Origin of the sequence: Nocardioides sp. GY 10113, assembly GCF_004919105.1 — a bacterium.
GTDB lineage: Bacteria > Actinomycetota > Actinomycetes > Propionibacteriales > Nocardioidaceae > Nocardioides.
Genome location: NZ_STGK01000002.1, coordinates 243,561 through 267,601, shown reverse-complemented (window position 1 = coordinate 267,601; position 24,041 = coordinate 243,561). Strand labels below are relative to the sequence as shown.

At 72.4% G+C, this 24,041-nt stretch carries 23 protein-coding genes; 16 read left to right on the top strand and 7 right to left on the bottom strand.

Annotated features, from left to right (window positions below):
• Positions 1–15: 15 nt before the first annotated feature.
• Positions 16–705: an endonuclease NucS gene (gene nucS / locus E8D34_RS03570; protein ID WP_136593204.1), complete on the bottom strand. Its 690-nt coding sequence runs from the start codon at positions 703–705 to the stop codon at positions 16–18.
• A gap of 122 nt (positions 706–827) precedes the next feature.
• On the opposite strand from nucS, the gene E8D34_RS03565 reads away from it, so the two are divergent.
• Positions 828–1,991, top strand: coding sequence for a 3-hydroxyacyl-CoA dehydrogenase family protein (locus tag E8D34_RS03565; RefSeq protein WP_136593203.1), 1,164 nt, complete (start codon positions 828–830; stop codon positions 1,989–1,991).
• A gap of 105 nt (positions 1,992–2,096) precedes the next feature.
• Here the strand turns inward: E8D34_RS03565 and E8D34_RS03560 are convergent, their stop codons facing one another.
• Entirely contained in the window at positions 2,097–2,624 is a 528-nt protein-coding gene (locus E8D34_RS03560) for a DUF4189 domain-containing protein (RefSeq protein WP_136593202.1), read from the bottom strand.
• 184 nt (positions 2,625–2,808) lie between these two features.
• Between E8D34_RS03560 and E8D34_RS03555 the strand changes: the two genes are divergently transcribed.
• Positions 2,809–3,594, top strand: coding sequence for an alpha/beta fold hydrolase (locus E8D34_RS03555; protein WP_240771071.1), 786 nt, complete (start codon positions 2,809–2,811; stop codon positions 3,592–3,594).
• Between the two features lie 55 nt (positions 3,595–3,649).
• On the opposite strand, the gene E8D34_RS03550 is transcribed toward E8D34_RS03555, so the two are convergent.
• A complete protein-coding gene (locus tag E8D34_RS03550; protein WP_136593200.1) occupies positions 3,650–4,186 on the bottom strand; it encodes a CGNR zinc finger domain-containing protein in 537 nt (178 codons plus the stop codon).
• 47 nt (positions 4,187–4,233) lie between these two features.
• On the opposite strand from E8D34_RS03550, the gene E8D34_RS03545 reads away from it, so the two are divergent.
• Positions 4,234–5,226, top strand: coding sequence for a DMT family transporter (locus E8D34_RS03545; RefSeq protein ID WP_206056537.1), 993 nt, complete (start codon positions 4,234–4,236; stop codon positions 5,224–5,226).
• A 109-nt stretch (positions 5,227–5,335) separates the two neighbouring features.
• Here E8D34_RS03545 and E8D34_RS03540 read toward each other — a convergent pair whose 3' ends face one another.
• The 3 genes from E8D34_RS03540 to ccrA form a co-directional block, all read right to left on the bottom strand.
• Entirely contained in the window at positions 5,336–6,427 is a 1,092-nt protein-coding gene (locus E8D34_RS03540; RefSeq protein WP_240771070.1) for an AI-2E family transporter, read from the bottom strand.
• A 62-nt stretch (positions 6,428–6,489) separates the two neighbouring features.
• Complete coding sequence (locus E8D34_RS03535) at positions 6,490–7,737, bottom strand: hypothetical protein (protein WP_136593198.1); 1,248 nt, start codon at positions 7,735–7,737, stop codon at positions 6,490–6,492.
• 153 nt (positions 7,738–7,890) lie between these two features.
• Positions 7,891–9,231: a crotonyl-CoA carboxylase/reductase gene (gene ccrA / locus E8D34_RS03530; RefSeq protein WP_136593197.1), complete on the bottom strand. Its 1,341-nt coding sequence runs from the start codon at positions 9,229–9,231 to the stop codon at positions 7,891–7,893.
• Positions 9,232–9,417: 186 nt separating this feature from the next.
• Between ccrA and E8D34_RS03525 the strand changes: the two genes are divergently transcribed.
• The 3 genes from E8D34_RS03525 to E8D34_RS03515 are packed head-to-tail and all read left to right on the top strand — an operon-like array spanning position 9,418 to position 11,728.
• Positions 9,418–10,137 (top strand): 5-oxoprolinase subunit PxpA, encoded by a 720-nt coding sequence (locus tag E8D34_RS03525; protein ID WP_136593386.1) that lies wholly within the window; start codon positions 9,418–9,420, stop codon positions 10,135–10,137.
• Positions 10,134–10,883, top strand: coding sequence for an allophanate hydrolase subunit 1 (locus E8D34_RS03520; protein WP_136593196.1), 750 nt, complete (start codon positions 10,134–10,136; stop codon positions 10,881–10,883). Before E8D34_RS03525 ends, E8D34_RS03520 begins: the two co-directional genes overlap by 4 nt.
• Complete coding sequence (locus tag E8D34_RS03515) at positions 10,880–11,728, top strand: biotin-dependent carboxyltransferase family protein (protein WP_206056536.1); 849 nt, start codon at positions 10,880–10,882, stop codon at positions 11,726–11,728. Before E8D34_RS03520 ends, E8D34_RS03515 begins: the two co-directional genes overlap by 4 nt.
• Before the next feature lie 58 nt (positions 11,729–11,786).
• Here E8D34_RS03515 and mce read toward each other — a convergent pair whose 3' ends face one another.
• Positions 11,787–12,236, bottom strand: a complete 450-nt coding sequence (gene mce / locus E8D34_RS03510; RefSeq protein ID WP_136593195.1) for a methylmalonyl-CoA epimerase — start codon at positions 12,234–12,236, stop codon at positions 11,787–11,789.
• Positions 12,237–12,402: 166 nt separating this feature from the next.
• On the opposite strand from mce, the gene E8D34_RS03505 reads away from it, so the two are divergent.
• The 10 genes from E8D34_RS03505 to E8D34_RS03460 all read left to right on the top strand — a co-directional run bounded on the left by E8D34_RS03505 (position 12,403) and on the right by E8D34_RS03460 (position 23,903).
• The gene (locus E8D34_RS03505; protein ID WP_136593194.1) at positions 12,403–13,602 is read left to right on the top strand and encodes an acetyl-CoA C-acetyltransferase; all 1,200 of its coding nucleotides are present in this window, start codon (positions 12,403–12,405) and stop codon (positions 13,600–13,602) included.
• Positions 13,586–14,533, top strand: a complete 948-nt coding sequence (gene meaB / locus E8D34_RS03500) for a methylmalonyl Co-A mutase-associated GTPase MeaB (RefSeq protein WP_136593193.1) — start codon at positions 13,586–13,588, stop codon at positions 14,531–14,533. Before E8D34_RS03505 ends, meaB begins: the two co-directional genes overlap by 17 nt.
• 226 nt (positions 14,534–14,759) lie before the next feature.
• The gene (locus E8D34_RS03495; RefSeq protein ID WP_136593192.1) at positions 14,760–15,173 is read left to right on the top strand and encodes an MmcQ/YjbR family DNA-binding protein; all 414 of its coding nucleotides are present in this window, start codon (positions 14,760–14,762) and stop codon (positions 15,171–15,173) included.
• Positions 15,174–15,185: 12 nt separating this feature from the next.
• Complete coding sequence (gene dxr / locus E8D34_RS03490) at positions 15,186–16,286, top strand: 1-deoxy-D-xylulose-5-phosphate reductoisomerase (RefSeq protein WP_136593191.1); 1,101 nt, start codon at positions 15,186–15,188, stop codon at positions 16,284–16,286.
• 8 nt (positions 16,287–16,294) lie between these two features.
• On the top strand, positions 16,295–17,665 hold the full coding sequence (locus E8D34_RS03485; RefSeq protein WP_136593190.1) for a site-2 protease family protein: 1,371 nt from the start codon (positions 16,295–16,297) through the stop codon (positions 17,663–17,665).
• A 45-nt stretch (positions 17,666–17,710) separates the two neighbouring features.
• Complete coding sequence (gene ispG, locus E8D34_RS03480) at positions 17,711–18,868, top strand: flavodoxin-dependent (E)-4-hydroxy-3-methylbut-2-enyl-diphosphate synthase (RefSeq protein ID WP_136593189.1); 1,158 nt, start codon at positions 17,711–17,713, stop codon at positions 18,866–18,868.
• Positions 18,869–18,956: 88 nt separating this feature from the next.
• A complete protein-coding gene (locus E8D34_RS03475; protein WP_136593188.1) occupies positions 18,957–19,802 on the top strand; it encodes a GNAT family N-acetyltransferase in 846 nt (281 codons plus the stop codon).
• Between the two features lie 43 nt (positions 19,803–19,845).
• Positions 19,846–21,633 (top strand): proline--tRNA ligase, encoded by a 1,788-nt coding sequence (locus tag E8D34_RS03470; RefSeq protein ID WP_240771069.1) that lies wholly within the window; start codon positions 19,846–19,848, stop codon positions 21,631–21,633.
• A gap of 51 nt (positions 21,634–21,684) precedes the next feature.
• Positions 21,685–23,190 (top strand): acetyl-CoA hydrolase/transferase family protein, encoded by a 1,506-nt coding sequence (locus tag E8D34_RS03465; RefSeq protein WP_136593187.1) that lies wholly within the window; start codon positions 21,685–21,687, stop codon positions 23,188–23,190.
• Entirely contained in the window at positions 23,187–23,903 is a 717-nt protein-coding gene (locus tag E8D34_RS03460; RefSeq protein WP_136593186.1) for an HAD family hydrolase, read from the top strand. The genes E8D34_RS03465 and E8D34_RS03460 overlap by 4 nt, the downstream gene beginning before the upstream one ends.
• Positions 23,904–24,041: the final 138 nt, after the last annotated feature.

Below are 24,041 nucleotides of genomic sequence, written 5' to 3'. Positions count from 1 at the left end.
CCGGGTGGGACCGGCTCAGAAGAGCCGGTCGGTGGGGTCGTCGAGCCCGCGCAGGGCGTCGTAGTCGACGACCGCGCAGGTGATCCCGCGGTCGCCGGCCAGCACCCGTGCCTGGGGCTTGATCTCCTGTGCGGCGAAGATGCCGCGCACGGGTGCCAGCAGGGGGTCGCGGTTGAGCAGCTCCAGGTAGCGGGTCAGCTGCTCGACGCCGTCGATCTCGCCGCGCCGCTTGACCTCGACCGCCACGCTCACGCCGTCGGCGTCGCGGCACATCAGGTCGACCGGCCCGATGGCGGTCGGGAACTCGCGCCGGACCAGGCTGAGTCCGGGCAGCAGGCTGCCCGGGTGGTCGGCCAGCAGCTCCTGCAGGTGCTTCTCGACGCCGTCCTTCTGCAGGCCGGGGTCGATGCCGAGGTCGTGGGAGCTGTCGTGGTGGATCTCCTCGATCAGGATCCGCAGCGTGTCAGGCGCCTGGTTCTTGGTCGCCTTCGCCGTCACCGTCCACTCGACGGCGCCGTCCTCGGTCGTGCCCTCGCGCACGGTGCACGGCGGCGACATCCAGTTGAGCGGCTTGTACGAGCCGCCGTCGGAGTGCACCAGCACCGAGCCGTCGGCCTTGATCATGAGGACCCGGGTGGCCATCGGGAGGTGGGCGGTGAGCCTTCCGGCATAGTCCACCTGGCAGCGCGCGACGACGATTCTCACAGCGCCCGAGGCTACCTGTTGGCAGGTCCGGGGCGACGACCGCGTCCGGTCGGGCGTGACGTGCGTCTCGAATGGTTACTCACTGGTAGCCAAGCGCTGTGGGGAGTGACACACTGCCGCGCATGACCTCCCCCCACGAGATCTTCGACACGCTGGTTCTCCCGTACCTGAACCACGCGGTGCGCATGTACGAGGCGTCCTACGCCTCCGTGGCCGACATCGAGGCCGGCATGGTCTTCGGCTGCGGCTACGCCCAGGGGCCGCTCACGCTGATCGACGAGCTCGGTGCCGGCACCGTCCGCGACCGCCTGGCGAAGCGGTACGCCGAGACCGGTGACCACCTGCACCAGCCGGCGGAGCTGCTCGAGCGGCTCGCCGCCGAGGGTGGCACCTTCGCCGAGCTCGGCGCGGGTGCCGGCGCCGAGGCGCCCGAGCTCAAGCGCGAGATCGCCTCCGTCGGCGTCGTCGGCACCGGCACGATGGCGTCGGGCATCGCCCAGGTCTTCGCGCAGAGCGGCTACGAGGTGGTCGTGGTCGGCCGCAGCGAGGAGAAGCTGGCCGGCGTCACGCGCTACGTGACCAAGAACCTCGACCGCGCGATCGAGAAGGGCAAGTCGACCGAGGAGGACAAGGTCGCCGTCCTCGGTCGGATCACCGGTGCCACCGCGCGCGAGGCGCTGGCCGACGTGGACATCGTGGTCGAGGCCATCGCCGAGGACCTCGACGTCAAGCTGGACCTCTTCCGCGACCTGGACGGCATCTGCAAGCAGGGCGCGATCCTGGCCACCACCACGTCCTCGCTCTCGATCACCCAGCTCGGCGCGGCCACCGACCGCCCGGCCGACGTGATCGGCATGCACTTCTTCAACCCGGCGCCGGTGATGAAGCTGGTCGAGGTGGTCACCACGCCCGCCACCTCGGCCGAGGTCGACGAGACCGTCAAGGCGCTGTGCGCCAAGGTCCGCAAGGTCGCCGTCTCCTGCGGGGACCGGTCCGGCTTCATCGTGAACTGCCTGCTCTTCCCCTACCTCAACGACGCGGTGCTGCTCGCCGAGAGCGGCGTCGAGCTGGCGACGATCGACGCCGCGATCAAGGAGACCGCGGGCTTCCCGATGGGTCCCTTCGAGCTGCTGGACGTCGTCGGCAACGACGTCTCCCTGGCGATCCAGAAGGAGCTGTACGCCGAGTTCAAGGAGCCCGGCTTCGCTCCCGCGGCCATGCTGGAGGCGAAGGTCGCGGCCGGAGAGCTGGGCCGCAAGACCAAGGTCGGTTTCCACCGGTACTGAGCAGCCGGGGCGTAGCCGCGTGCTCGCTCCACCGTGGGACCTCGATGGGCGCCGGACCGCACCGGCGCCCATCGTCGTTCCTGGGGTCGTCCTGGCCGGGTGCGGCTAGCGGCGGACCGCGGTGCAGAAGGCGATCCACTTCCGCACGGTGCCCGGGCCGCGCACCGCCCGCTTGGCCTGCCGTACGGCGCCCCGCTCGGTCCGCGCCGCCCGGCCGGCCCACTCGACGACCTCCTCGCGCTGGACCCGGGCGGCCACCGCTGCGCAGCCGTTCCTCACCCACACGACCTTGAAGCAGCGGCCTTCCGCCGACTTCGTCCGGCAGGTGCGCTGGGCCCGCTTGACCGCCGCGGCCCGGGTGGTGGTGTTGTGCACCTCGTAGGCGATGCCCGTCCTCGGGTTGACCGAGATCGCGCCGAAGCAGGTGCGCCGGCACCCCGCCCGGGCGGTGAGCGGGCGGAGCGGGAGCTCCGTGCTCGTCGTCGCCGCGGCCGCCGCCGCCGTCTCCCGGGCTGTCGCCGGGGCTGTCGCCACGTCGGCGGTGGCGGGCCCGGCGGGCGAGGCCAGCGCCAGCGCGGTGCCGAGGAGGGTGAGCGCGGCGACCACGCGGAGCGGGCGGCGGAGACGGGGCATGACACTCCTCGGGGGAGGCGCGTCCGATCCTCCGGCGGGTGCGTCGGTGAACCGGCTCGGGCGGGGGACTTCGGAGTGTGCGCGCGCTGAGGGCGGAGGGCAACCCCTCGGCGTGCGGGAGCTGCCGGCCCGCCGCGTGCGGGGCCGCCACGTCCGGGGCCGCCGCGTCTGGGAGACTGGGTGCGTGGCGCTGCACACCCTCACCCTCGGCGCGCAGGGCTCACCGATCGTCTTCCTGCACGGCCTCTTCGGTCAGGGCCGCAACTGGCAGAGCGTCGGCAAGGCGCTGGCCGACGAGCACCGGATCGTGATGGTGGACCTGCCGGACCACGGCCGCTCCGCGTGGACCGAGCGCTTCGACTACCTCGAGGTGGCCCGGCGGGTCGCAGAGGTGGTCCCGACCGACGGGTCGGCCACCGTGGTCGGCCACTCGATGGGCGGCAAGGTCGCCATGCTGCTCGCGCTCACCCGTCCCGACCTGGTGCGCCGCCTGGTGGTCTCGGACATGTCGCCGGTGCGCTACGCCGAGACGCCCGGCGGACTGGCCCGCTACCCGCACGCTCTCAACGCGATCGACCTGTCCACCCTCGGCAGCCGTGCGGAGGCGGAGGAGCTCCTGGCCCCGGTGGCACCCGACCCGGCGGTGCGTGCCTTCCTGCTGCAGAACCTGCGGCGCGACGCGGCCGGCGAGGGCTGGCGGTGGCAGGCCAACCTGCCGTTGCTGGAGCGGGACCTGCCGGCGATCGCGGACTGGCCCGAGGACCGGCTCGACGGCGTCGCCCCGTTCGGGGGTCCGGTGCTGTGGGTCGCCGGCGGACGATCGTCGTACGTGACCGAGGAGTACGAGCCCGCGATGGACCGCTGGTTCCCGAACAACCGGCGCCTGGTGATCAAGGACGCCGGGCACTGGGTGCACTCCGAGCAGCCGGAGATCTTCACCGAGGCCGTACGACGGTTCGCCCGGGACTGATGCCGCCCGGCGACCGGTTCGGCGCGGACACCGCGGCCGTCGGCGCCCGGTCTCCTCAGTCGTCGGCCAGGCGGGCCCGGTAGGCGGCGACGGCGTTGCGGTTGCCACACGTGGTCGAGCAGAACCGGCGCGACCGGTTGCGGGAGAGGTCCACGACGACCCCGGCGCACTCGTCGTCGGCGCAGGTGCCCAGCCGGGACATCTCGTCGGCCCGGATCACGTCGATCATCGCCATCGCGGTCTCCACGACGATCCGCTCGGCCAGGGGGCGGTCGGGGGCGACGGCGTGGATGTGCCAGTCCTCGGGCTCGTGGCGGACCAGCTGGGGCAGCGCGCGGTGCTCGGCGAGCATCGCGTTGACCAGCTCGGCGGCGTCGTCGCGGTCCGCGAGCAGCAGGCGCCTCAGGTCGGCGCGCACCGCCTGCACCGCGGCGAGCTCCGCGGCGTCGCGGTCGTGACGGCCGGTGTAGTCGAACTCGGCGTAGAACCGGTCGAGGTCGGCGACGGTGGTGAGCGTCTCGGGTGTCTCGGCGCTGTTGGCGAGCGCTGCCGCGGCCTGGAGCGCGACCTGGGTGTCATGAGCGAAAGCCACTTTGACAGGTTACATGCCCCGGCGTAGCGTCATCTGCCATGGCGGCAATGACCCATGACACTCCCGCGGCGCGGGGAGACTTCGCACCCGGTGGTCCGGGCAGGGGGGACAGCGGACGGCGCAGTGGCGGGCTCGGCCTGGCCCTCGTCTCGGCCGCCTCGTTCGCGCTCTCTGGTGCGCTGGCCCGCCCGCTGCTCGGCGCCGGGTGGAGCCCGGGTGCCGTGGTCGGGCTGCGGATCGCGATCGGCGCCCTCGTCGTGCTGCCCTTCGGGCTGGCGGCGCTGCGCGGTCGCTGGGGGCTGCTGCGCCGCAACGCGGGCAGGATCGTGGGCTACGGCCTGCTCGCCGTGGCGGGCGCGCAGTTCTGCTACTTCTCCGCCGTCCAGCACCTGCAGGTCGGGCCGGCGCTGATGATCGAGTACGCCGCACCGGTCGCCGTGGTCGGCTGGCTGTGGGCGCGGCACGGCCAGCGCCCGGGGCGGCTGACCGTCGCCGGCGCTGCGGTCGCCGCGCTCGGCCTGCTGCTCGTCCTCGACCTCTTCTCCGGCGCCGACCTCGACCCGCTCGGGATCGCCTGGGCCCTGGCCGCGATGGTCGGCGCGGCGGCGTACTTCCTGATCTCGGCCGACGACGCCGACGGCCTGCCGCCGCTCGCGCTCGCCGCGGGTGGCCTGGTGGTCGGCGGCCTCGCCCTGGGCCTGCTCGGGCTGGTCGGTGCGCTGCCGATGGTGGCCTCGCTCGATCCGGTGTCGTACGCCGGAGCGACGGTGTCGTGGTGGGTGCCGGTGCTGCTGCTCGGCGTGCTGACCGCCGCGCTCTCCTACGTCACCGGCATCGGCGCCGCGCGGGCGTTGGGGTCCCGGGTGGCCTCGTTCGTCGCGCTCAGCGAGGTGGTCTTCGCGGTGCTCTGGGCGTGGCTGCTGCTGGCCGAGCTGCCCGGTCCGGTGCAGTTGCTGGGCGGCCTGCTGATCCTGGGCGGCGTGGTGCTGGTCAAGGCGGGGGAGCGGGCAGTCGTCGCGCCGGAGCCGGTGACCGTCTGAGGTGTCGGCGGGTGGCGCGGGCGAGCGCCGGCCACGGGAGGGCCCCGGCCGGCTCACGCCGGGTGTGCGCGCACCTGCGCCGTCCGGCGCCGGCGCGCCGGCAGCAGCGTCAGCGCAGGTCCTGGCGCCGCACCACGACCTCGCGCAGCACCAGCACCACGGCGGCGGCCGCCGGGATGGCGAGCAGGGCACCGATCACGCCGAGCAGCGCGGCGCCGACCAGTGCCGCGATCACGATCACCGCGCCCGGCAGGTCCACCGACTTGCTCATCACCCGCGGATAGATCACGTAGTTCTCGAGCTGTTGGTAGACGACGTAGAAGACGATGCAGGCGATGCCGCTGTGCACGTCGGTGGCGAACGCGATCGCGGTCACGATGACCGCGCCCAGGGTGGCGCCGATCATCGGGATCACGTCGAGCACGGCCACCACGAAGGCCAGCGCGACGGCGTACTCGCGGACGTCGGTGAACCAGAGGAAGACCAGCGAGGAGAAGCCGGCGGCCATCGCGACCACGAACGCGCCCGAGACGTAGCCGCCGATGTTGTGGATCACCTTGTCGCCGAGCTTGGCCACCCGGTCCCGGCGGGAGGCCGGCGCCAGCAGGTAGATCGCGCCGGTGGTGGTGCGCAGGGAGGCCAGGAAGTACAGCGTGAGCACGATGATCACGAAGGCGTTGAAGAGCGCCGAGACGATCCTGAGGCCGAAGCCCAGCGCCCCGCCGAACAGGCCGGAGATGAAGTCGCCGTCGGTGACGAACGACTCCGCCTTGTCGATGATGTCGTACTCGTCGTTGAGTGCCTGGATCCGCTCGTTCTCGTTGAGCTGCTCGAGCCAGCCCGGCACGTTCTGGGTCAACGCCGTGACCTGGTCGGTGATCACCGGGACGATCGCGACCATGAACAGGGCGACCAGGGACAGCGCGGCCACCGTGACCGCGCTGCAGGCCCAGGAGCGGGTCAGCCCGCGACGTTCCAGGAACTCCACCGACGGGTTCAGGCCGGCGGCGAGGAAGAACGAGACGACGACGAGGAGCAGCACCGAGCTGATGCTCATCAGTGCTCCGAAGAGCACGAAGGCCAGCAGGGCGCCGGCGCCGCCGGTGAAGCCCATGAAGAACGGCGAACGCCGGTCGAAGGGCTGGCCCGGCGTGCCGTAGGGGGCCGGCGCGGGGACGGGAGCCGGAGCCGCGTCGTCCACCGGGGCCGCGGCGGGCCCCTGGGAGGTCGGTGCGGAGGGTTCGTCCCCGTGCCGGCCGCCGATCAACTCTCGTCCTCGCCGAACCCGGCGACCAGCTCGGCGAGCGAGGCCAGCTGGGCGGTGATGGAGTCGCGGCGCTTGGTGAGCCGGTCCAGCTCGGCGCGGGTCTTGGCCAGCTCGCGCTGGGCCTCCGCGTCGCCGCTGGCGGTGATCGCCTCGGCCTGGGTCCGGGCGGACGCCACGATCTGCTCGGCCTCGCGGCGGGCGCGGCTGAGCAGGGCCTCGGACTCGCTCTGGGCGGCGGCGCGGTTGCTCGCGGCCTGCTTGGCGGCGTCGGCCGCGCGGTCCTCGGCCGCGGTCGCCCGTGCCTCGGCCTCCTCGACCAGGCGGCGGGTCTCGGCGACGGCGCTGTTGTGGTGGTCGGTGGCCTCGCGGGCGAGGCGCTCCTTCTCCACGGCCAGCATCCGACGGGCCTCCTGAACCTCGCGGTCGGCGGCGGCGCGGGCCTGCTCGACCTCGCGCTGCGCGGCGGCACGCAGCTCCCCGGACTCCTGCTGGGCGGCGAGCCGCAGCTGATCGGCCTCGCGGCGGGCGGAGGCCAGGACGTCCTCGGCCTCGCTCTTGGCGAGCGCGCGCTCCTGCTCGGCATCGGCGAGCAGGCGGGTGCGGTTGTCCTCCAGCTCGCGGAGCTGGACCGCACGCATGTCGTCGGCCTCGCGGGTCGCCTCGGCGCGGATCGCCTTGGCGTCACGGTTGGCCTGCTCGCGGATCTCGGCAGCGTCGCGCTCGGCGGCGGCGGCGACCTCGGCGGCCTCCTCCTCGGCCAGGCGCAGCATCGCGCTGGCACGGCCGCCGAGACCGGCGTACGAGGGGCTCTCGTTCTCAGCCAGGTCGGCCTTGGCCTTCTCGAGCTCCTTCTCCAGGCCCTTCGCGCGGCCCTCGGCGGCGCCGAGCTTCTCCGACAGCGTCGCCTTGTCGGCCGAGAGCTGGCGGATCTGGGCGTCCACGGCGGCGCGGTCGTAGCCGCCCCGCCGGACGACCGGAAGCACGCCGGGGTTCCCCGCGGGGCCGGGGGTGCTGGCGGCCGCCGCGGGCGGCACCCGCGGCGCCGGGCGCGCCGGACTCGCGGCGGTGGGTCGGGCGGCGGGGGGCGATGCGGGGGCGGAGGTGGGCTTCGGGGACTCAGGAGTGACGGTCGGGATCACCTGGGTCGGCTGGGAGTCGTCGGTGGAGGTCGCGGTGCGCCCCTTGGAAGCCGTGCCGGACTCGTCGTCCGGCTCGTCGAAGATGGACAGACCCTGGTCACTCATCGGGGGAAGTCTCCGTGCGTTGTGGGGGATCGGGGGGACCGGACCATGATCCCCGATCGATCCGGCACTTCACATACGCCGTACCGGAACTGCGCGAAAAAGTAACGTGGCTCCCAGCGCCGGAGCGCCGGGAGCCACGCGTCGATCGGTCGATCAGATCCCGCGGAACAGGTTGATCTTGTCGATGTGCTGCTCGCGCAGCTCGGTGTTCAGCACGCCCAGGCCCTCGGTCGGGGCCAGTGCCAGGACGCCGACCTTGCCCTGGTGCTTGTTGTGGTGCACGTCGAGGGCGGCCTGGCCGGTCTCCTCCAGGCGGTAGGTCTTCGACAGGGTCGGGTGGATCTTGCCCTTCGCGATCAGGCGGTTGGCCTCCCACGACTCGCGGTAGTTGGCGAAGTGGCTGGAGATGATCCTCTTGAGGTTCATCCACAGGTAGCGGTTGTCGTACTCGTGCATGTAGCCCGAGGTCGACGCGCAGGTGGTGATGGTGCCGCCCTTGCGGGTGACGTAGACGCTGGCGCCGAAGGTCTCGCGGCCCGGGTGCTCGAAGACGATGTCGATGTCCTCGCCGCCGGTCAGCTCGCGGATCGCCTTGCCCAGGCGCTGCCACTCCTTCGGGTTCTGCTCGGTGCCGTCCTCGTTCCAGAACTTGAAGTCCATCTCGGAGCGGTTGATCACCAGCTCGGCGCCCATGTTGCGCACGATCTGCGCCTTCTCCTCGTTGGAGACCACGCAGATCGGGGTGGCGCCGCCGTTGAGCGCGTACTGCGTCGCGAAGCCGCCCAGACCGCCGGAGGCACCCCAGATCAGGACGTTGTCGCCCTGCTTCATGTTGCCGCCGTTGGTGGAGACCAGCTGCCGGTACGCCGTGCAGTTGACCAGGCCGGGCGAGGCGGCCTCCTCCCAGGTCAGGTGCTCGGGCTTGGGCATCAGCTGGTTGGCCTTGACCATCGCCACCTCGGCGAGGCCGCCGAAGTTGGTCTCGAAGCCCCAGATCCGCTGCTCGGGGTCGAGCATCGTGTCGTTGTGACCGTCGGCGGACTCCAGCTCGACCGAGAGGCAGTGCGCGACGACGCGGTCGCCGGCCTTCCACTTGGTCACGCCGGGGCCGGTGCGCAGCACCACGCCGGAGAGGTCGGAGCCGACGATGTGGTACGGCAGGTCGTGCCGCTTGGTCAGCGGTGAGATCCGGCCGTAGCGCTCGAGGAAGCCGAAGGTGGAGACCGGCTCGAAGATCGACGTCCACACGGTGTTGTAGTTGATCGAGGACGCCATCACGCCGACGATGACCTCGCCCGGGCCGAGCTCGGGGAGCGCCACCTCGTCCAGGTGCAGCGACTTGCGGGGGTCCTTCTCCTTGGAGGGGACGCCGTCGAACATGTCGACCTCGTCCTTGTGGACGGTGACCGCCCGGTAGGACTCGGGAAGCTCCAGGTTGGCGAAGTCCTCCGCGGAGGTCCCTTCGGCGAGGATGGCGTCGAGGATGTGCTGCACGAGCGTCGTCTCCCTAGTGAATGGATGGCTGTGGGGGTCAAGCCTCCCTCGGAAGATACCGGTCAGTAACCTCCGGTGGAAGGGACGTGACGGGCGTCTCACTGCGCGCTGTGCTGCGGCATACGTCACCATAGTTCGGTGACGGAACGAAGCGGCGCCGGCCGAGGAGCGGACGGACTGTCCGAGATCTGGACGGTCGACCTCAATGCCGACGTCGGCGAGTCCTTCGGGCGCTGGGAGCTCGGCGACGACGAGCGCCTGCTGCCCCATCTGACGAGCGCCAACGTGGCCTGCGGGTTCCACGCCGGTGATCCGGCGACCCTGCGTCGCACCGTGGCGGTGGCCGCGGGGCTGGGCGTCAGCATCGGCGCGCAGGTCGGCTACCGCGACCTCGCCGGCTTCGGCCGCCGCTTCATCGACGTCTCTCCCGACGACCTGGCCGCCGACGTGCTCTACCAGCTCGGCGCGCTGGACGCGCTGGCCCGGGCCGCGGGGGCGAAGGTGGCCTACCTCAAGCCCCACGGAGCGCTCTACCACGCGGTGACCACCCACCCCGAGCAGGCCGATGCGGTGGTGGCGGCCGTCCTCGACTTCGGGCGGGTCCCGATCCTCGGCTTCCCCGGGTCGGTCCTCCTCGAGCGCGCCGTCGCGGCCGGGCTCCCGGTGGTCGCCGAGGGCTTCGCCGACCGCGCGTACGGCCCCGACGGCCGGCTGGTGCCGCGATCGGAGCCCGGTGCCGTGCTGACCCGACCCGAGGAGGTCGCCGAGCAGGCGCTGGCGCTGGTCGAGGCCGGCGAGGTCGGCTCCCTGTGCATCCACGGCGACTCCCCGGGCGCGCCGGCGCTGGCGGCCGCGGTCCGCGCGGCGCTGGCCGAGGCCGGGCTGACGGTGGCGCCGTTCGCATGAGCGCGCGCGTCCTTCCCTACGGCGACCGGGCGCTGCTGCTCGAGGTCGCCGACACGGCTGCCGTGCTCGCCTGCATCGATGCCCTGCGCTCGGCGGGCGGGGGACCGGGCGTCCTCGACGAGCTCGTCGAGGACGTGGTGCCGGGTGCCCGGACGGTGCTGCTCGTCGCCCGGCCCGGCGTCGACCTCGAGCGGCTGCGGGCCCTGGTGTCGGAGGTGGTCGCGGGCGCGGATCGGGCGCCCGGCCCCGACGCGCCGCCTCCTGGTGGGGCAGCGGTCGCGGCGGCGCGGACCGAGGTCGAGATCCCGGTGGTGTACGACGGCGCGGACCTCGCCGAGGTGGCGGGGCTGACCGGTCTCGACCCGGACGCGGTGGTCGCCGCACACACCGGCACCGCCTGGCGGGTGGCCTTCGGCGGCTTCGCGCCCGGGTTCGCCTACCTCGTCGGCGGGGACGCCCGGCTCCGCGTGCCGCGTCGGGGGACGCCGCGCACCGCGGTGCCGGCCGGCTCGGTGGGGCTGGCCGGCGAGTTCAGCGGCGTGTACCCGCGCTCGTCGCCCGGTGGCTGGCAGCTGATCGGTCGCACTGACCTGGCGCTGTGGGACGTCGACCGGGAGCCGCCCGCGCTGCTGGTCCCCGGGGCCGTGGTGCGCTTCGTCGACGTGGGTCGTTCGGGCGGTCGTTCGGGCGGTCGTTCGGGCGGTCGTTCGGGCGGTCGTTCGGTCAGGTCGGAGGCGGGCCGGTGAGTGCGCTGGTGGTGCGCGCGGTCGGTGGGCCCTGCCTGGTCACCGACGCCGGCCGGGTCGGCCTGGCCGGCGTCGGCGTCGGGCGCAGCGGCGCGGCCGACCGGTCGTCGTACGGGCTGGCGAACCGGCTGCTCGGCAACGACGCCGGGGCCGCGGCGCTGGAGGTGGTGCTCGGCGGGCTGGAGGTCGAGGCCACGGGCACCTGCTGGGTGAGCGTGACGGGCGCGCCGGTGGAGGTCGACCGCGACGGCCGGCGGGAGCCGACCGGGGCGGTGCTCGCGCTCCGCCCCGGCCAGCGGCTGCGACTGGGGACGCCCGGGTCGGGGCTGCGCAGCTACCTGGCGGTGCGCGGCGGGTTCCGGGTCGCGCCCGTGCTGGGCTCGGCGTCGCGGGACACCCTGTCCGCGCTGGGACCCGCGCCGCTCGCGGCCGGGGACCGGCTCGCCGTGGGACCGGCACCGGGCGGCACGATGCTGGTCGACGCCGTCCCGCCGGCGTCGTACGACGCAGTGCCGGTGCTGCGGGTGGTGCCGGGGCCGCGGGCGGACTGGGTGCGCGACGCCGATGCGCTGGTGCGCTCCGCGTGGCGGGTGGCGCCAGAGAGCGACCGCGTCGGCGTGCGCCTGGCCGGTCCCGCGTTCGAGGCGGCCGGTCGCGGCGAGCTGCCCAGCGAGGGTGCGCTGCGGGGCGCCATCCAGATCCCGCCCGACGGGCGGCCGGTGGTCTTCGGGCCCGACCACCCGGTCACCGGGGGCTACCCGGTGATCGGGGTGGTCGTCGACGCCGACACCGACCGGCTGGCCCAGGCCCGCCCCGGCGACGAGGTCCGCTTCCGCTGGGCGTGACACCCACGACGCGAGTGGGTCGTCAGCGCCGGGGCTTTCTACCTGTTCGGCGGTCGGGTCAGTGCGGGTCGGCCGAGGGCTCGACGAGCTCCACCAGCACGCCACCGGCGTCCTTGGGGTGCACGAAGTTGATCCGGCTGTTGGCGGTGCCCCGCTTGGGCTCGGGGTAGAGCAGTCGCACGCCGCGCTCGCGCAGGACCGAGGAGACGTGGTCGAGGTCGGTGACCCGGTAGGCCATCTGCTGCACGCCGGGGCCGGACTTGTCGAGGAACTTCGCGATCGTGGAGGACTCGTTCAGCGGCGCCAGCAGCTGGATGCACGAGCCGGAGTCGCCGACGGCGACCATCGCCTCGCGGACACCCTGCTCCTCGTTGGTCTCCTCGTGCACGGCGACCATGCCGAAGGTGTCGCGGTAGAACGCGATCGCCGCGTCCAGGTCGGGCACGGCGATGCCGACGTGGTCGATGGCGGTGAACAGCTGCTCGGGCAGATCCTGGGTCAGACTCATGCGCACTATTCTGCAGGTAGGGGAGTGTGATGAGCGCCTCACGCGGTTAGGGCGTGGACGCCCTCCACCGGTCTGGCTACCCGCGAGTAGTCTGCCGAGGAGGACGGGCCGCCCGCGTGGGCCACCCACGCGGCCCCGCAGATGTCCACGAACTCACGGAGGCACCATGTCCCAGTCCAACCCGAGCGTCATCGTCGCCGGCGCGCGTACCCCGATCGGCCGCCTGCTCGGCGGTCTGAAGTCCCTGTCGGCCGCGGAGCTCGGCGGCGTAGCGATCAAGGGTGCGCTGGAGAAGGCTGGGGTCAGCGGCGACCAGGTCGACTACCTGATCATGGGCCAGGTCATCCTCGCCGGCGCCGGCCAGAACCCGGCCCGGACCGCTGGCATCGCCGCGGGCCTGCCGCTGAGCCTGCCCTCGATCACCATCAACAAGGTGTGCCTCTCGGGTCTCAACTCGATCGCCACCGCCGACCAGATGATCCGCGCCGGCGAGGCCGAGATCATCGTCGCCGGCGGTATGGAGTCGATGACCAACGCCCCGCACCTCCTGCCGAAGTCCCGCGAGGGCTTCAAGTTCGGCGACGTGAAGCTCGTCGACTCGATGGCCTACGACGCGCTCTACGACCAGGCGACCCAGCAGGCGATGGGCGGCCTGACCGAGCAGATCAACGCCGAGGGCACCCAGCTCAGCCGCGAGGAGCAGGACGAGTTCGCCGCCGCCTCGCACCAGAAGGCGGCCGCGGCCTGGAAGAACGGCATCTTCGACGAGGAGGTCGTGCCGGTCACCATCCCGCAGCGCCGGGGCGAGCCGATCGTGGTCTCCATCGACGAGGGCGTGCGCGGCGACACCACCGCCGAGTCGCTGGGCAAGCTCCCCCCGGCGTTCTCCAAGTCCGGCACCATCACCGCCGGCTCGGCCTCCCAGATCTCCGACGGCGCCTGCGCCGTGGTCGTGATGAGCAAGGCGAAGGCCGAGGAGCTGGGGCTGGAGTGGCTGGCCGAGATCGGCGCCCACGGCATGGTCGCCGGCCCGGACAGCAGCCTTCAGCTGCAGCCGGCCAACGCCACCGCGAAGGCCTGCGCCAAGGAGGGCATCACGCCCGCCGACCTCGACCTGGTCGAGTTCAACGAGGCGTTCGCCGCGGTCGGCATCGAGTCCGCCCGCGCGCTGGGCATCCCCGAGGAGAAGATCAACGTCAACGGCGGCGCGATCGCGCTCGGCCACCCGGTCGGCATGTCCGGCGCCCGGGTCGTGCTGCACCTCGCGCTCGAGCTCAAGCGCCGCGGTGGCGGCACCGGTGCTGCCGCGCTCTGCGGCGGCGGTGGCCAGGGCGACGCCCTGATCGTGCGTGTCCCGTCGAACTGACGCGATAGACGACCTGGTCGCCCGGGCCTGCCAGGGGCAGGCTCGGGCGATCGGTCGTCTCATCTCGCTGGTCGAGGACGCCTCCCCGCTGCTGCGGGAGGCGATGGCCGCGCTGGCGCCGCATGTCGGCGGCGCCCAGGTGGTCGGCCTGACCGGCGCGCCGGGCGTGGGCAAGTCGACCACGACCAGCGCGCTGATCGGCGAGTACCGTCGGCGCGGCCGCCGTGTCGGCGTGCTCGCCGTCGACCCGTCCTCTCCGTTCTCCGGCGGGGCGCTGCTGGGGGACCGGATCCGGATGTCCGAGCACGCCACCGACCCGGGCGTGTTCATCCGGTCGACGGCCGCGCGAGGCCACCTCGGCGGACTCACCGTCGCCACCCCGCAGGCACTGCGGGTGCTCGATGCCGCCGGGTTCGACGTGATCCTGGTCGAGACCGTGGGCGTCGGCCAGAGCGAGGTGGAGATCGCCCGCCTGGCCGACTCCACCGCAGTGCTGCTGGCCCCCGGCATGGGCGACGGCATCCAGGCCGCGAAGGCCGGCCTGCTGGAGATCGGCGACGTCTACGTGGTCAACAAGGCCGACCGCGACGGCGCCGACAAGGTACGGCGCGACCTGCGCTCGATGCTCTCCCACGCCGAGCGGCTGCCCGGTGCCTGGCGCCCGCCGGTGCTGAGCCTGGTGGCCACCCAGGGCGACGGCGTGGCCGCGGTGGTCGACGCGCTCGACGAGCACCACGCTCGGTCTGCCGAGGACGGCACGCTCGCGCGGCGTCGTACCCGCCGGGCGCGCGACGAGGTCGAGGCGATCGCGCTGACCGCGATGCGTGCGCGTTGGGGCGACCTCGGTGAGGGCCATCGCCTCGATGCGCTGGCCGCCGACGTGGCCGCGGGGCGTCTGGACCCGTACGGCGCGGCCGACACCCTGCTCTGAGGCCGCCGCGGACGTTCCCTGTGTCGGCGGCGCGGGTCGTGTGCCTGAGAGCCCGGAATGCCTCGTGTGCCTGAGGCGTCGGAATACGGGGGTCTCAGGCACACGACCCACGCCGAGCCGGCTCTGGTTCGAGTCGTGTGCCCCACGCAGCGGTATCGCGCTGTCTCAGGCACACGACCCGCGCCGACCCGCCCGACCCGCGCCGGCCCGCCGTAGGCTCGCTCGCATGGCGACCCTCGAGGACGTACGGCGGCTGGCGCTGGCCCTGCCGGAGACCGACGAGAAGACCTCGTGGGGCAACCAGATGTTCCGGGTCAGGGAGAAGGGCTTCGTCTGGGAGCGCCCGCTGGGCACGAAGGACCGCGCCGACCTGGACGCCCTCGGCCGGGAGGTCCCCGAGGGGGAGATCGCCGGGATCCGGGTGCCGGACGTCGGCGAGAAGCAGGCGCTGGTCGAGGGGCGGCCCGACGTCTACTTCACGATCCCGCACCTGGACGGCTACCCGGCGGTGCTGGTGCGGTTGGCCGCGATCGAGCTGGACGAGCTCGAGGAGATGATCGTGGAGGCGTGGCTGGACCGGGCCCCGAAGCGGCTCGCCGCCGACTTCATCGCCGGTGGCGGTCGGCCCGCGGGCGGCTGAGAGGATGGCGCCGTGAGAGACGTCGTCATCCTGGGCTCCACCGGCTCGATCGGCACCCAGGCGCTGGACCTGGTGCGTGCCAACCCAGACCGGTTCCGCGTGGTCGGTCTGACCGCCGGCGGCAGCAACCCCGGGCTCTTCGAGCAGCAGGTGGCCGAGTTCCGGCCCGCCTTCCACGGTCTGGGGGAGGAGGCCAGCGTCGAGGCCGCGGCCCGCCCCTGCGACGTGGTCCTCAACGGCATCACCGGCGCGGTCGGACTGCGCCCCACGCTGGCCGCGCTCGACGCCGGCCGGACGCTCGCGCTGGCGAACAAGGAGTCGCTGGTGATGGGCGGTCCGCTCGTGCTGGAGCGCGCGAAGCCGGGCCAGATCGTGCCGGTCGACTCCGAGCACTCCGCGCTGGCGCAGTGCCTGCGCGGCGGCGCCCCTGAGGAGGTACGCCGCCTGGTGCTGACCGCGAGCGGCGGCCCGTTCCGCGGTCGCACCCGCGCCGACCTCGAGGCGGTCACGCCCGAGCAGGCGATGGCGCACCCGACCTGGGACATGGGACCGGTGATCACCATCAACTCCGCGACCCTGGTCAACAAGGGCCTGGAGGTGATCGAGGCGCACCTGCTCTTCGGCATCCCGTACGACCGGATCGAGGTCGTCGTGCACCCGACCAGCGTGGTGCACTCGATGGTGGAGTTCGTCGACGGCTCCACGCTGGTCCAGGCCAGCCCGCCGACCATGCTCATCCCGATCGCGCTCGGCCTGGCCTGGCCGGACCGGGTGCCCGACGCGGCGCCAGCCGTGGACTGGACCCGTGCCGAGACCTGGGAGTTCTTCCCCCTCGACGACGAGGCGTTCCCGGCGGTCGCCCTGGCCCGCGAGGCGGGCGCGCGCGGCGCCACGGCGCCGGCGGTCTACAACGCCGCGAACGAGGTCGCCGTGGACGCGTTCCGGCGCGGCGCCCTGCCGTTCACCGGCATCGTCGACGTGGTGGCGAGCGTCGTCGCCGCGCACGACGTACCCTCGGAGGACGGCCTCACCATCGACGACGTCCTCGCGGCCGACGCGTGGGCGCGCGAGGAGGCCGCACGCCACATCGAGCCGACCGCTCGCACGACCTGAAGGAACAGATGACCGCCCTGCTCTACCTCCTCGGCGTCCTGATCTTCGTGTTCGCCATTCTGGCGTCGATCGGGCTGCACGAGCTCGGGCACCTGATCCCGGCCAAGAGGTTCGGCGGCAAGGTCACCCAGTACTTCATCGGATTCGGCCCGACGGTGTGGTCCAAGCAGGTCGGTGAGACCGAGTACGGCGTCAAGGCGATCCCGCTCGGCGGCTACGTGAAGATCATCGGGATGCTGCCGCCCGGCGCCGAGGAGCTGGCCGACGAGGTCGAGGAGGTCCGCGACGCAGCGGGCAACGTGTCCACGCAGGTGAAGGTCCGCAAGTCCAACACCGGGATGTTCACCCAGCTCATCTCCGACGCCCGAGCGGCGGAGTGGGAGCTGATCCAGCCCGAGGACGCCGACCGGCTCTTCTACAAGATGCCGGCGTGGAAGAAGATCGTGGTGATGGCCGGCGGGCCGTCGGTCAACATCGCCATCGCGTTCCTGATCTTCGCCGGTGTCTTCGCCACCTTCGGCAACCCCAGCGACCCGACGGTGGAGACCACGGTGGCCGAGGTCCAGGCCTGCCTCGTGCCTCCGGACGAGGACGGTCGCCCCTGCACCGCCGCGGAGCTGCGCGACTCCCCGACGCCGGCCCGCGAGGCCGGGATCGAGGTGGGTGACGAGTTCGTCTCCTTCAACGGCGTCGCGGTCACCGACTGGAAGCAGCTCCAGACCCTGATCCGGGCGAACGGCGACAAGCAGGCCACCGTGGTGGTCGATCGCGACGGCGAGCAGGTCACCCTGCAGACCGCGACCACGGTCACCCCGCGCTTCCTGGAGGTCGGCGACACCGAGCCGGAGCCCGTCGGGTTCCTCGGCGTGCGTCCGGTGGCCAGCCCGACCACCGGCGGCCCGATCTACACCATCGACCAGATGGGCACCATGACCGTCGAGGTCGTGAAGTCGCTGGCCACCCTGCCGGCCAAGGTGTGGGACGTCGCGCAGGCCATCGTCGGACTCGAGGAGCGCGACCCGACCGGCCCGGTGAGCATCGTCGGCGGCGGCCGCCTGGCCGGCGAGACCGCGGCGCACACCCAGATCGACCTGGAGTCGAAGATCGTGTCGCTGCTGCTGCTGATCGGCGGCTTCAACTTCTTCATCGGCATGTTCAACTTCGTGCCGCTGCTGCCGCTGGACGGCGGCCACATCGCCAGCGCCGCCTGGGAGGGCACCCGACGCGGGTTCGCCCGGCTGCGCCGCCGCCCCGACCCGGGCTACGTCGACGCCGCGAAGCTGCTGCCGGTCGCGTACGTCGTGGCCTCGATGATCCTGGTGCTCGGCCTGGTGCTGATCGTCGGCGACCTGGTCGTCCCGGTGCACCTGGAGTCGTGACCCTGAAGTCGTGATGGCCGACCGGGCCCGACTACCCTGGGGCTCATGACCTCCACCCCCATCAGCCTCGGGATGCCCGCCGCGCCTGCACCGGTGCTGGCACCGCGTCGGAAGACGCGGCAGATCCAGGTCGGCAAGGTGGGGGTCGGCAGCGACCACCCGATCTCGGTGCAGTCGATGACCACGACGCTCACCTCCGACGTCAACGCCACGCTGCAGCAGATCGCCGAGCTGACCGCGGCCGGCTGCGACATCGTCCGGGTCGCGTGCCCGAGCGCCGACGACGCCGCGGCCCTCTCGGAGATCGCGCAGCACAGCCAGATCCCGGTGATCGCCGACATCCACTTCCAGCCGAAGTACGTCTTCGCCGCGATCGAGGCCGGTTGCGCCGCGGTCCGGGTGAACCCCGGCAACATCAAGAAGTTCGACGACCAGGTCAAGGAGATCGCCCAGGCCGCCAAGGACCACGGCACCTCCATCCGGATCGGCGTCAACGCCGGGTCGCTCGACAAGCGGCTGATGGAGAAGTACGGCAAGGCCACGCCGGAGGCGCTGGTCGAGTCCGCGGTCTGGGAGGCCAGCCTCTTCGAGGAACACGGCTTCCACGACTTCAAGATCTCGGTGAAGCACAACGACCCGGTGGTCATGGTGCGCGCCTACGAGCTGCTCGCCGAGGCCGGCGACTGGCCGCTGCACCTCGGCGTGACCGAGGCCGGCCCCGCCTTCCAGGGCACCATCAAGTCCTCGGTGGCGTTCGGCGCCCTGCTCAGCAAGGGCATCGGCGACACCATCCGGGTCTCGCTCTCCGCCCCTCCGGTGGAGGAGGTCAAGGTCGGCCTGCAGATCCTGGAGTCGCTCAACCTGCGTCCCCGCCGTCTCGAGATCGTCTCCTGCCCGAGCTGCGGCCGCGCCCAGGTCGACGTCTACAGCCTGGCGGAGAAGGTCACCGCGGGCCTGGACGGCCTGGAGGTGCCGCTGCGGGTGGCCGTCATGGGCTGCGTCGTCAACGGCCCCGGCGAGGCGCGTGAGGCCGACCTCGGCGTCGCCTCGGGCAACGGCAAGGGCCAGATCTTCGTCAAGGGCGAGGTGATCAAGACCGTGCCGGAGTCGGCGATCGTGGAGACGCTGATCGAGGAGGCGATGAAGATCGCCGAGTCGATGGAGCCGGTCGAGGGCGCGGGCGCCGAGGTCACCGTCTCCTGACCCTGGATCCGGGGTCGCCGAGGCCCCGGGAGGAGTCCATCGGACGGCGTTGCGGCGCGATCGGGCCCGGAGACCGTAGGCTCGCCTTGTGCTCATCACCCGACACGGCGTCCGCACGCTGACCAGCGCGGACCTGGGTGCCTTCGTCGAGCTCGCCGAGCGAGACCCGGTGGTCAACGTCTTCGCCCTGCACCGGGCGCGGACGACCAACCTCGAGCCGCGCTGGCTGGGCGGTGAGGTCTGGGGTCGCTTCGACGGCGGTGAGCTGGTCGCCGCCTGCCATGTGGCGGCGAACCTGGTGCCGGTCGGCGCCGATCCCGAGGCCGCGGTGGCGTTCGCCGACCGCGCGCTGACCCGCCGACGTACCGTCTCCACGATCGTGGGGCCGCAGGAGGCCGTCCGGCCGCTGTGGGAGCGGCTGGCTCCGCACTGGGAGCATCCGCGGGAGATCCGCTGGGACCAGCGCCACATGGAGATCGCGCGCGACCCCGAGGTGGAGCCCGACCCGGCGGTGCGCCTCTCGGTCCGCACCGACCTGGACCAGCTCTACCCCGCCTGCGTGGCGATGTACACCGAGGAGGTGGGCGTCTCGCCGGAGGCGGGCGGCGCCGCGGACCTCTACCGGGCGCGGGTGGCGCAGCTGGTCTCGCGGGGGATGTCCTTCGCGCGGTACGACGACGGGGAGCTGGTGTTCAAGGCGGAGGTGGCCTGCTCGACCACCTCGGCCGCGCAGATCCAGGGCGTCTGGGTGCCGCCTCACCGCCGTGGCGAGGGCCTGGCCAGCGCCGGGATGGCCGCGGTCGTGCGCTACGTGCGGGCCCGGATCGCGCCGGTGGTCTCGCTCTACGTCAACGACTGGAACGTGAGCGCCCGGGCGGCCTACGAGCGCGTCGGCTTCGTGGAGACCGACCAGTTCGCCACCGTGATGTTCTGACCGTGAATTCAGGCGGCGACCGCGACGCCCTAACCTTGCCGTCATGAGCGCACGCGTGGCCCGGATGTCGACCTTGTTCGTCCGCACCCTGAGGGAGGACCCGGCGGACGCGGAGGTGCCCAGCCACAAGCTGCTCGTCCGTGCCGGCTACATCCGCCGCGCGGCGCCGGGCATCTACACCTGGCTGCCGCTGGGGTTGAAGGTGCTGCGCAAGATCGAGGGCATCATCCGCGAGGAGATGGACGGGATCGGCGCCCAGGAGGTCACGTTCCCGGCGCTGCTGCCGCGCGAGCCCTACGAGGCCACGGGCCGCTGGACGGAGTACGGCGACGGCATCTTCCGGCTCAAGGACCGCAAGGACGCCGACTACCTGCTCGGTCCGACGCACGAGGAGATGTTCACGCTCCTGGTCAAGGACCTCTACGGCTCCTACAAGGACCTGCCGCTGTCGATCTACCAGATCCAGAACAAGTACCGCGACGAGGCGCGGCCGCGGGCCGGCCTGCTGCGCGGGCGCGAGTTCGTGATGAAGGACTCCTACTCCTTCGACGTCGACGACGCCGGGCTGGAGGCGAGCTACCAGGCGCACCGCGCGGCGTACGTCAAGATCTTCGACCGGCTCGGCTTCGACTACGTGGTGGTGAAGGCGACCTCGGGCGCGATGGGCGGCTCGGCGTCGGAGGAGTTCCTGGCCAAGGCCGACGTGGGTGAGGACACCTACGTGCGCTGCACGCACTGCGACTACGCGGCCAACGTGGAGGCGGTCGAGGTCACCCCGCCGCCCGCCCTCGCCTACGACGCCGTGCCCGCCGCGCACGCCGAGGCGACCCCGGACACCCCGACGATCGCCTCGCTGGTGGACCACCTCAACGCGGCGTACCCGCGCGAGGACCGCCCCTGGGTCGCCGGCGACACGCTCAAGACCGTGATGGTGGTGCTGGTGCACCCCGACGGCACCCGTGAGCCGCTGGCGATCGGCCTGCCCGGCGACCGCGAGGTCGACGTGAAGCGCCTGGAGGGCCAGCTCGAGCCGATCGCCGTGGAGCCCATGGACGACGACGACCTCGCGAAGCACCCCGCGCTGGTCAAGGGCTACATCGGCCCGGAGGTCCTCGGCGAGGAGGGCAAGACCGGGATCCGCTTCCTGGTCGACCCCCGCGTGGTCACCGGCACCGCCTGGGTGACCGGCGCGAACGCCCCCGGCAGCCACGTGCTCGACCTGGTCGCCGGCCGCGACTTCACCCCCGACGGCACCATCGAGGCCGCCCAGGTGCGCGACGGCGACGCCTGCCCCCGCTGCGCCGAGCGCGGCGACGACGGCACCCTGGAGTCGGCCCGCGGCATCGAGATGGGCCACGTCTTCCAGCTCGGACGCAAGTACGCCGAGGCGCTGGACCTCAAGGTGCTCGACGAGAACGGCAAGCTGGTCACGGTCACGATGGGCTCCTACGGGATCGGCGTGACCCGCGCGGTCGCCGCGATCGCGGAGGACACCCTGGACGAGATCGGCCTGTGCTGGCCGCGGCACGTGGCGCCGTACGACCTGCACGTCGTGGCGACCGGCAAGGACCCGGCGGTCTTCGAGGCCGCCGAGGCCTTCGTCGCGCAGATGTCGGCCGCCGGCATCGAGGTGCTCTTCGACGACCGGCCGAAGGTGAGCCCCGGCGTGAAGTTCAAGGACGCCGAGCTGATCGGTGTGCCGACCATCGTCACCTTCGGACGCGGGGTAGCCGACGGCGTCATCGAGGTGAAGGATCGGGCTACGGGCGACCGCACCGAGGTCGCGCTCGACGAGGCGGCTCAGCACCTCCAGGACCTGGTCCGGGGCTGAGCCCGGAGGCGGCACGGCGCGGCGATGGCCGCGGGGAGAGAGGGAGCAGCTATGGCGCGCATCGACTGTCCGATACTCCGTGAGCAGGTCATGTCCGCGGAGGAGGCCGCCTCGCTGATCCGTCCCGGGGACGCGCTGGGGATCAGCGGGTTCACCGGCGCCGGCTTCCCGAAGGCGGTGCCGGTCGCGCTCGCGGATCGGATCAGCGCGGCCCACGAGCGCGGCGAGCCGTTCCGGGTGGGGCTCTGGTCGGGCGCCTCGACCGGGCCGGAGGTGGACGGTCAGCTGGCCCGCGTCGACGGCGTGGACCGGCGGCTGCCCTACAACTCCGACCCCGACCTGCGCCGGCTGATCAACGACGGCACGGTCGACTACCTCGACGCCCACCTCTCCCACACCGCCCAGCAGGCGTGGTTCGGCTTCTACGGCAAGCTGGACGTGGCGATCGTCGAGGTCGCGGCGATCCTGCCCAACGGGCTCCTGGTGCCCGGCACGTCGGTCGGCAACAACAAGACCTGGCTGGAGGTCGCCGACCGGGTGATCCTCGAGGTCAACCGGTGGTTGCCGCGCGACCTCGAGGGCTTCCACGACGTGTACTACGGCACGGCGCTGCCGCCGCACCGGAGCCCGATCCAGCTGACGCACCCGCTGCAGCGGATCGGCGATCCCTACCTGCGCGTGGACCCGGCCAAGGTGATCGCGGTGGTGGAGACCGACGCGCCCGACCGCAACACCCCGCTCTCGCCGCCGGACGACCTGTCCCGGTCGATGGCGGCCGAGCTGGTCGACTTCCTGCGCAACGAGGTGAGCGCAGGTCGGATGCCGGCCCGTCTGCTGCCGCTGCAGTCCGGCGTGGGCAACGTCGCCAACGCCGTGATGGAGGGCCTGCTGCACGCCGAGTTCGAGCACCTGACCTCCTACACCGAGGTCATCCAGGACGGCCTGCTCGACCTGCTCGACGCCGGCCGCCTGCGCTCGGTGTCGGCCACCTCGTTCGGGCTCTCCCCGGACGGCCAGCAGCGGTTCCTGGAGAACCTCGGCTCCTACAAGGGCAAGATCCTGCTGCGCAGCGAGGAGATCTCCAACCACCCGGAGCTGATCCGGCGCCTCGGCGTGATCGCGATCAACGGGATGATCGAGGCCGACATCTACGGCAACGTGAACTCCACCCACGTGATGGGCTCCTCGATCATGAACGGGATCGGCGGCAGCGGAGACTTCGCCCGCAACGCCTACCTGAACTTCTTCGTGTCGCCCTCGTGTGCCAAGGGGGGAGCGATCTCCTCGATCGTCCCGATGGTCAGCCACGTCGACCACACCGAGCACGACGTGCACGTGCTGGTCACCGAGCAGGGCATCGCGGACCTCCGCGGCCTCTCGCCGAGCGCGCGGGCCGAGCGGATCATCGACCGCTGCGCGCACCCCGACTACAAGGAGGCGCTGCGCGACTACGTGGCCCGGGCGCGGGCGGCCCGTCCGCACGCCCGGCACACGCCGCACCTGCTGGACGAGGCGCTCGGTTGGCACGCGCGGTACCTGCGAGAAGGGCACATGTGACCGGGAGGCTGGACGCCGTCATCTTCGACTGGGGTGGCACCCTGACCCGGTGGCACGACGTGGACTTCCACGCGGAGTCGCTGGCGCTCGCCCAGGCCGTCGTGCGCTCGCCGGGCGCCGAGGACGACCACCACGCCAACGCCGCCCGGCTGCACCGGGCGGGCGCCGCGATCTGGGCGCGCAGTCGGGATCACCAGCGCAGCGCGACGATCGGGGACCTCTTCGACGAGGCCGGCCTGGAGCACGACCGGGACCTGCTGGCGGCGTACTACGAGTTCTGGGAGCCGCACACCGAGACCGACCCGGCGGTGCGCCCGCTCTTCGAGTGGCTGCGCGCGGAGGGGCTGAAGGTCGGCGTGCTCTCCAACACGATCTGGCCGCGGGAGTGGCACGTCGGCTTCTTCGAGCGCGACGGCGTGGCGCACCTGCTGGACGGAGACGTCTACACCAGCGAGATCGCGTGGACGAAGCCGTCGCCGCGAGCGTTCGAGGCAGCCTGCGCGGCCGTCGGAGGGGTCGACCCGACCCGCTGCGTGTACGTCGGCGACCGGCTCTACGACGACGTCTGGGGAGCGCAGCAGGTGGGGATGAGGGCGATCCACGTGCCGCACAGCACGATCCCCGAGGACCAGCGCGGGCACACGGAGGGCGCTCCGGACGCCGTTGCGCACCATTTGGACGAGATACCGGGTATTGTCCAACGTTGGCAGTGATCGAGGTCACATTTCCGTGACGCCGGGCGGCTCTGCCCTCCGCGCCCGATTGCAGGTTCTTGCAGTGCACTTTTATGAGGATCTCGGGCAGGGGACGGGCGCCGGCCGGTGCTGCAAGATCGTGCCTGTCCGGACGCT